Source organism: Bacillus sp. FCW2 (genome assembly GCF_021228595.1).
In the GTDB taxonomy this organism is placed as follows: Bacteria; Bacillota; Bacilli; order Bacillales; family Bacillaceae; genus Bacillus; species Bacillus velezensis.
The window spans coordinates 3,689,020-3,696,381 of the sequence record NZ_CP089436.1 but is presented as its reverse complement, the minus strand read 5'-3'; the positions used below and the strand labels follow the sequence as shown (position 1 = coordinate 3,696,381).

Below are 7,362 nucleotides of genomic sequence, written 5' to 3'. Positions count from 1 at the left end.
AAATTGCCTGATTTTCTTTTTATTAGCCTAATTTCTCTTTTGAGATCTTATCCAAATTAGTAAAAAGTATATCCAGGCCCGAAAATAAGAAAGTTATGAAGAATGAAAGAAGAATTTCTCCACCTTGAAATATAGATATGTTTTCAATGAAATTACTGGAAACATATTTAATTGAGAAATAAACAGCAGCCCATGCAAAAATGAATTCAAGTATATAGGCTAACCAAGCAGGTAATTTAAAAATATAAGTAATTCCTTTTACAATTGCCATAAGGATTAGCATATAAATTAAAGCTAAAATACTTACGACAACAGAAAATATGTATAAGTCTGAAAGTGAGCCATAGATGATATACTCTCCGAAAAAATGATTTACAGTTATAGCTACAAAATAAATAACTAGGCTAGGTACAGTTATAGCGAAGAACAGGGAGAATCCAATAAGCCCTATGAATGCTACATGAGCTAAGTGGTTGGGTGGTGTATCCACAATCTCCTTTTTTAATAGAATCATAAAAATAAGAGATGAAATAACAAGACAGCATAGTATGGTGAGCAATACGGTAATAAAGATAGCCATGTTAACCTCCAATGAAAAAGTGCTATTAGAGTGAATCTAACAGCACTTTAAATTTTAAATATGTTAAATCAAAGCAACAATGAATTTAGCTAAAGTGGTAGCTACATCTGTAGGAGCTCCGATAGCTTTAAAAGCTTTTGTAAATTGTTTTACACCCCAATTTTCACCTTTATCCATAATGTCGGCAACCTTCTTAGAGTTTTTTCTAATCCATGCCGCAGCTTTAGGGGAGAATGGCTTTAAGGCTTTTGATAAAAGCCATCCACCTGAACGGCAGGCAGCTCTGAAAGCCTTATAGGACCACGAAACTACACCTTGGGTTTGGTAGTCACCATTGAGAGCCGCTTTGGTTGGAATAGTGCCAGGCATTCCAGTTGGAATAGTACCTGGTGCAGTTTTCGTTACCGGTACAGGAGTTGTGGTTCTGTTTTCAGCTGCTAAAGCACCTGAAGTACCCAAGAATGATGTAAGTAGAGTTGCGCTTAAAACTACAGGGATTACTTTCTTCTTCATATATATTTTCCTCCTAATAATTTATGAATAACAATAAAATGTTTCATCGCTAACGTTGTCCAATGAGCGAGGCTTTTAGCCTTGTCAGAAAGTCCAGACTTTTTAAGTGAAAGATAAAGATTCTCTCCACGTCAATACAACTCAAGGCAACATATTCGTTTAATAGCTTCTTTAAAACCAGTTTAAGCTAAAAGGAAAACGGCTTATCAATTATTATAAAAAATTGGTTTGGTAATTCCAGTGGCATTAGTAGTGATATCTCGGTTTTCTTCAGCTCAGGATGTGGGGACAAAAGAAGCAGTTACAAGGGCTAAAGATGTGGCGAATAGAATACCGTTAGCTACGTGTTTAATGAAAAATCCTCCTTTAGGAATGTAATCTGCCAGCGAAATGAAAGACTATGTATTTAGGATAGTCCTATATTATTCGCTTTGAATATTTTTCCACCTCCTTCAGAAACCATTCTATCAATAGGTATTTTTTGGGTAAATAGTATTTTTATACAGTATTTTTATGTTGAGGTATAATTTCCCTGTGTCTTAAAAACAAGTTAATCAGGTGAGTATGACGCAAAAGTAAATTGCGGTTTTTTTTCGTTTTCACTTTATGTTCAAATAGTTATAATATTACAAAAATAGTGATTAGAGGGAGAGGTATATATGGATCAAGTTTTGCCGTCGTCCCAAGTTGGTGTCAAGATCAATGAATGGTACAAAATGATTCGCCAGTTCAGTGTGCCTGATGCTGAGATTTTAAAGGCTGAAGTCGAACAGGAAATAGAGGAGATGGAAGAGGATCAGGATTTGCTTGTCTTTTATTCATTGATGTGCTTTCGTCACCAATTGATGTTAGATTCCTTGGAGCCGGAAGACAGATATCGAGATCGCCCAACAGTCGACGAACTGCTTGAAAAAATAGAAAAGCCGCAAAAAAGACTTACAGGCCTCTTGAAGTATTACTCATTATTTTTTCGTGGAATGTATGAATTTGATCATAAAGAGTATGTTGAAGCGATAGGCTATTATCGCAAAGCAGAGAGAGATGAATGCTGTATCAGATGAAATGGAGCAAGCTGAATTTCATTACAAAATAGCTGATGCCTATTATCAAATTGATCAGCACTTTGTTTCCCTCAATCATTTGAAAAAAGCCAAGCAATTGTTTGAAAAAAATCAATTATACAAAGTGAAAGTGATTGGCTGTAATATGATGGTCGGTGCTAACATGTACGATATGTACAGGCTGACGGAGGCAGAATCATATTATCGGGAAGCATTAAGTATCGCCCGTGGGTTGGATGAGGAAAAAGTGAAAAGGATTATCGGAGTGATCTTTCATAACTTAGGCTTAGTTTATTTAAGAGGGGAAAATTTGATTGCTGCTGAAGAGAATTTCAAAAAGGCAATAGACGTGAAAGAACATATTGATACAGTGTATGGTGTGAGATCATTATATATGATGGCAAATGTCCTGTACCAATGTGATAAAGCCAAGGAAGCACGTTTCTTTTATGAAACGGCTTTAAATCGTGCTCGGACTTCTAATGAAGAAGAATATTTGGCGAAATTAAAAATCATTAATTCATTATACGAAGAATATAATGAAACAGCAGTGAAACAAAGCTTAGGCTACTTAGAAGAGAAACGCCTTTAGTCTGATTTCGCAGAGCTAACTGAACAATTAGGTGACTTTCATTTTGAGAAGAGAAACTATGCAGAGGGAAGAAACTTTTTAAAGAAAACCATACATGCCCAAACACAAATACTTAAGGTTACGGAGGCTATATCATGAAGAAGGTTATAATCAGCTCCGCTTTAATCGGTATTCTTTTTACTGGATTATTAAGTGTAACAAATGTTTATACTGCTGAAATGAGTGATTCTGGAACTTTCCACATCGCTGAAAAAGCTATAAATATTTAAGTGTTCTCCAATTTTTGACCTCCACCTTTTAAGACTGGGGGATTTCTTTTTCTTATCCAGTAATCAACATACGCAGCCTCATATGGTTCTTAACCGCTGAGTGTATTGCGTTCACCTTTCCGTTTTGCTGTGAAGTGTTTTCTTGAACTATGCATGCATGAGAAAGACGCCGTCCATTTTTAAGCCTTTCTTCAATCATTCAAGGAAAAACAAAGGAGCTATCGAGAAGATTTCGACCTTGATAAACAGCCTGCATGCCTGTTTATTTTTTTTGTTTGTTGAGCGACTTGGCTTGCATATAGCCGCCCTAAACGGAAACGGAGATTGTGAAAAGCCACAGCTGGCGAGCGATGGCTGATCAAAAAACTCGTGAAGGACCAGTGCAATTCATCTCAAGAACAGCCAGAGAGCGGTCACAACAGCGATCATAAAGTAATCTCCATCATTCAGTGTAGTTCCATTTTTGACAAACACAAGTGCCGTACGGTTTGTCTTTGTCCCTTTCGGGGTTTTAAGCGCAATGTTCTTCCCTATATTGTAATAAACAATTTTAAACAAATAATATGCCAGCGAACAGAATAAAAAGAGCAACATGAACTTGCCAATAAACAATATCATGTTTCATTACTCCCTTTTGCAGTTTTTTCGTTTGAATATATGACGGAAAAGTCAGGATGTTATATAAAAGGAGAAGTATTTTACAGAGGCTGGTGTTATTCATTAATGAACGGTTCGCCGCAACATCCCCAGATCCGGAATCATTTCAAAACGAAAGAGAAGCCCGAGGATTATTAAAAAACAGTCCCTAATGTGTCCGCTTTTTTTGGGAAATTTGATCTAAGATGAACATAAAGAGGGTGAATAAGAAGGACACCGTAATCATATCTATCAGAAATATATTAGGAGTATCTTTTATTAATAGCAGCCATACCACCTGCAAAACTAAAGAAATAGAAAAATAAGATATATATGTCATGATCCTCATATTTGTTACCCCCTTAGCCTAATTTCTCTTTTGTGATCTTATCCAAATTAGTAAAAAGGATATCCAATCCCGAAAATAAGAAAGTGATGAACAATGAAAGAAGCACTTCTCCACCTTGAAATATAGATATGTTCTCAATGATATGATTGGAAACGTATTGAATTGAGAAGTAAACAGCAGCCCATGCAAAAATGAATTCAAGGATATAGGCTGACCAAGCAGGCAATGTCAAAACATGAGTCATTCCTTTTACAATTGCCGTAAGGATAAGCATATAAACTAAAGCTAAAATACTGACGACGACAGAAAATATGTATAAGTCTGAAAGTGAACCATATATGATATATTCTCCGAAAAAATGATGTATTGTTACAGCTGCAAAACAAATAATCAGGCTGGGGACAGTCACAGCGAAGAACAGAGAGAATCCAATAAGTGCGATGAATGCTGCATGAGCTAAGCGGTTTGGCGGTGTATCCACGATCTCTTTTTTTAATAGAATCATAAAAATAAGAGATGAAATCACAAGGCAGCATAAGAAAGTGAGCAAAACAGTAAAAAAGACAGTCATGTGACATCTCCAATGAAAAAGTGCTATTAGAGTGAATCTAACAGCACTTTGCATTTACTTCATACGTATTTTCCTGATGATCATTTATGAATGATTTTAAAATGCTTTCATTGCTAAAGTTGTCAAATGAGCGAGGTTTTTAGCCTGGCTGTCAGAAAGTCCGGACTTTTTAAGTGAAAGATAAAGATTCTTTTCCACGTCAGTCCAGCTTAAGGCGACATACTCGTTCAGCATTTTCTTTAAAACCGGTTCTATGTGTTGATTGAAAACGGATTCAAGTTCATTTCTTATTTTCTTTCCTGCTAATTTTTCAACAAGATTGAATAATTTTGTTTTATTTTTCAGCACTTCTCTGATTACATCTTTGACTGGTTTTGACACAGATGCATCGCTTTGTGCTTTAAGTCCGTAGGAAAATTGCGTATCAGTCTGATAAAAAAATGATTTGGTCGTTCCAGTGGCATTGGCAGTATTATTATGATTTTCTTTAGCTAAGGATGCGGGGACAAAAGTAGTAGTTACAAGGGCTAAAGATGCGGCAAACAGAATGCCTTTAGCTGCGTGTCTAATGGGAAATCCTCCTTTAGAAATGTAGTGTAGAGAGAAATGAAAGACTATGTATTTAGGCGGGACCTTTATTATCCGCTTTGAACATTTTCCCCTCTCAGATACCATTCTATCAATAGGTATTTTTGGGGTAAATAGGATTTTCATACAGTATTTTTCTTATAATTCAAAATCTTCTTTAGCAGGATTCATTTTGGCTGCAGTTTCGATGATGGGACATGGGCTGAAGCCTATATAACACATGTACAGGCTGATTGAGGCGGAATCACATTATCGGAGCGGTTTATAATTCAGGGTTAATGAATAAAAATAAACAGGCGGCATGCCTGTTTATTTTCGTTTGCGTGAAAGAGCGAAGAAAAACGGGAAGGCGGAGCCGGCCAATAACGTACCGAATAAAAACATGCCCCCGATGAACACATGATAGTTCACCCCGCCGATCCAGAGCCCCGTGATTAAGGAAACGATGCTTAATGCGATCATCAAAAAGCCGGGAATCAGACGTTTCTTACCCGTTGTCCGATAAGCAAAAAGAGAACAGAAGATGCCGATGACAATCGGCACAATCCACAGATAAAAAAGGATAAATACTGACATAAGCAAAACTCCGATTTTTCTTCTATCATACCAAAAACGCCCGGAAAAAGATACGAACGGCACCCGGCGCCAAAAGAAAAACCGGCCGCTATGGCCGGTTTTTTTCTAACGGAATGAATCGTAGATCACAAACAGATTAAGCGCGATCACCAAAACCGCAATCAGCCAGGCGAGAGCCGTCACCCATTTTCGGTTCGTCAGGGCGCCCATCAGGCGTTTGTTGCTTGTAAACATAATCAGCGGCACGAGCGCAAAGGCGATGCCGAATGAAAGAACGACCTGGCTCCATACGAGCGCTTCTGTGGCGTTGACCCCCGAGATAATGATGATCATCGGCGGAATGATGGTAATGAAACGCCGCAAATAAAGCGGGATACGGTAACGGATGAAGCCCTGCATGATAATATCGCCTGACAATGTGCCGACAGAAGAGCTTGAAAGCCCTGCGGCCAGCAGCCCGATCCCGAAGAGAATGGCTGAAGCCGGTCCGATATAGTGGCCGAATTGCTGATAAGCCACGTCTAAATCTTCTACATACAGCCCGTTCTTGAAGAAAAGCGCGGCAGCGACGATGAGCATGCTTGCGTTAATCGCCCCGGCGATCACCATCGCGATAAGTATGTCAATCGTCTCGAATCTAAAAATCTTTTTCCGCTCACTATCCGTTTTTCCGACGACACGGCGCTGTGTCAGTGCGGAATGTAAGTAAATGGCATGCGGCATCACGGTTGCGCCGAGTATCCCGGTTGCCAAGAGCACACTGTCCATTCCGTCAATTTTCGGGATAAACAGCCCTTCGAGAACGGAGGCGGCGTCAGGTTTGGCAAAGAAGGTTTGCAGAGCGAAGGCGATCACCACAACAAACAGAAGTCCGGCGATGCCCGCTTCCAGCGCCCGGTAACCCCTGCGCTGCAGCTCTAAAATCGCGAATGATCCGATCGCCGCGATAATGGCCGCTTCAACCATCGGTATGCCGAACAGCAGGTTGAGCCCGAGCGCCGCCCCGATAAATTCTGCCAGATCAGTTGCCATAATTACCAGTTCACCCTGTATCCACAGCCCGGCGGATACCCATTTCGGGTACCGGTCTCTGGCGATTTCCGGAAGGTTTTTACCCGTGGCAATGCCGAGCTTCGCGGAAAGAACTTGAATTAAAAAAGCCATCAAGTTTGAAAAGAGGATGACCCACAGCAGCATATACCCATATTTCGAACCAGCTGAGATATTCGTAGCGAAGTTTCCCGGATCAATGTAGGCAATCGCCGCGATAAAGGCGGGGCCTAAAAAAGGCAGAAGCCGCTTGAATCCCTTGCTTTTGCCGTCAAGTGCATCCTGCACGGCTTTTGATTGCAGTGATTGTGCTGAGATGTCTTTGCTCATTATGTCTCACCTAAATTCCGATAGATTTTTAGCTAAATAACAAAAAGTTTCCTAGATGCAAATTATTTTATCTACATCATAAATCCGCTATTATGAGATGTCAAGTTCTTTATGTTCAATAAACCGGCACATTGATGCCCTGTTTTATCTATGATATGTATCCCGCCGAAGAAAGGTCCGAAAATGAAAACGGCATCGTTCCGGGAAAGAAGCGATGCCGTTCGCAAAGCGTGTTTCCGCGTCCGAT

8 protein-coding genes and 1 pseudogene are annotated in these 7,362 nt (G+C 39.5%); 2 read left to right on the top strand and 7 right to left on the bottom strand.

Features of this window, described 5'->3' with window-relative positions; all coding sequences use genetic code 11:
* Positions 1-22: 22 nt before the first annotated feature.
* Together K3G25_RS18360 and K3G25_RS18355 are read right to left on the bottom strand one after the other, a co-directional pair.
* Positions 23-580 carry a hypothetical protein gene (locus K3G25_RS18360; protein WP_232489458.1) on the bottom strand — a complete coding sequence of 186 codons (558 nt, stop codon included), beginning with the start codon at positions 578-580 and terminating at the stop codon, positions 23-25.
* 63 nt (positions 581-643) lie between these two features.
* Positions 644-1,093, bottom strand: coding sequence for a hypothetical protein (locus tag K3G25_RS18355; RefSeq protein WP_025649977.1), 450 nt, complete (start codon positions 1,091-1,093; stop codon positions 644-646).
* A gap of 659 nt (positions 1,094-1,752) precedes the next feature.
* Here K3G25_RS18355 and K3G25_RS20920 point away from each other — a divergent pair.
* Together K3G25_RS20920 and K3G25_RS20795 are read left to right on the top strand one after the other, a co-directional pair.
* Positions 1,753-2,746: pseudogene (locus K3G25_RS20920) on the top strand (tetratricopeptide repeat protein).
* A 134-nt stretch (positions 2,747-2,880) separates the two neighbouring features.
* On the top strand, positions 2,881-3,015 hold the full coding sequence (locus K3G25_RS20795) for a hypothetical protein (protein WP_254926347.1): 135 nt from the start codon (positions 2,881-2,883) through the stop codon (positions 3,013-3,015).
* Positions 3,016-3,402: 387 nt separating this feature from the next.
* Here the strand turns inward: K3G25_RS20795 and K3G25_RS18340 are convergent, their stop codons facing one another.
* The 5 genes from K3G25_RS18340 to K3G25_RS18320 form a co-directional block, all read right to left on the bottom strand.
* Complete coding sequence (locus tag K3G25_RS18340) at positions 3,403-3,633, bottom strand: hypothetical protein (RefSeq protein WP_022552619.1); 231 nt, start codon at positions 3,631-3,633, stop codon at positions 3,403-3,405.
* Between the two features lie 380 nt (positions 3,634-4,013).
* Positions 4,014-4,571, bottom strand: a complete 558-nt coding sequence (locus K3G25_RS18335) for a hypothetical protein (protein ID WP_017419238.1) — start codon at positions 4,569-4,571, stop codon at positions 4,014-4,016.
* Positions 4,572-4,667: 96 nt separating this feature from the next.
* Complete coding sequence (locus K3G25_RS18330) at positions 4,668-5,285, bottom strand: hypothetical protein (RefSeq protein ID WP_021495090.1); 618 nt, start codon at positions 5,283-5,285, stop codon at positions 4,668-4,670.
* A gap of 183 nt (positions 5,286-5,468) precedes the next feature.
* Entirely contained in the window at positions 5,469-5,735 is a 267-nt protein-coding gene (locus K3G25_RS18325) for a hypothetical protein (RefSeq protein ID WP_014416946.1), read from the bottom strand.
* A gap of 105 nt (positions 5,736-5,840) precedes the next feature.
* Positions 5,841-7,118 carry an Nramp family divalent metal transporter gene (locus K3G25_RS18320; RefSeq protein ID WP_088056325.1) on the bottom strand — a complete coding sequence of 426 codons (1,278 nt, stop codon included), beginning with the start codon at positions 7,116-7,118 and terminating at the stop codon, positions 5,841-5,843.
* Between the last annotated feature and the right edge of the window lie 244 nt (positions 7,119-7,362).